Below are 600 nucleotides of genomic sequence, written 5' to 3'. Positions count from 1 at the left end.
AATAAAACCATTTATCACTACAACTGCTCGCAAAGACTCACACAGATCGAATATTGTGGCCGCTTAGCCAAAGGAGCTCATCGTCGGGATCACTTTTATTGGGGAGGCAAAAACAACACCGATCTGATGATTCAAACCATTTCAGATGAGAATAATGGTGTCCAGCTTCTTCATGCCTTTACCTACGATGCCTATGGCAACCCGCTGACAGAGACGATTCAAGGAAATCTAACCGGAAAAAATCAGCGCAACCCGATGGTCGGAAATGATCAAAAAGTTGCGCATACAGGTTGTGAGTCTTATGTAAAAAAATGTGATTTTGCCTTGCAAACTGCCTATAACCACAAAATCTGTGAAAGAGAAGGGGAAATAAAGAAGACCACCTATTCCTACTATCGAGGTAAAGATCAGGTGGCGAGCAAACTCGTTTATGATAGAGATACCATCAAAGAGCGTCATTTTTACCAGTACAATGATCAAGGGATGCTGATTAGAGAAATGACAGATGATGGCTTCAACGCTAACGAAGGAGATCGTACACTTGTAAGCCAGAGCCTATTGCATGAAATTGCACCTCTCAAAGAAGGGTTTATCTATTTA

The 600-nt window shown here is 41.7% G+C and carries 1 pseudogene; it reads left to right on the top strand.

The annotated features are described in order from the left end of the window. Positions 1-600: pseudogene (locus AOM43_RS06180) on the top strand (hypothetical protein); the annotation flags it as partial.

Source organism: Parachlamydia acanthamoebae, assembly GCF_000875975.1.
Classification (GTDB): domain Bacteria; phylum Chlamydiota; class Chlamydiia; order Chlamydiales; family Parachlamydiaceae; genus Parachlamydia; species Parachlamydia acanthamoebae.
The sequence above is the reverse complement of the archived record's forward strand: the minus strand, read 5'-3'. Positions and strand labels throughout refer to the sequence as shown.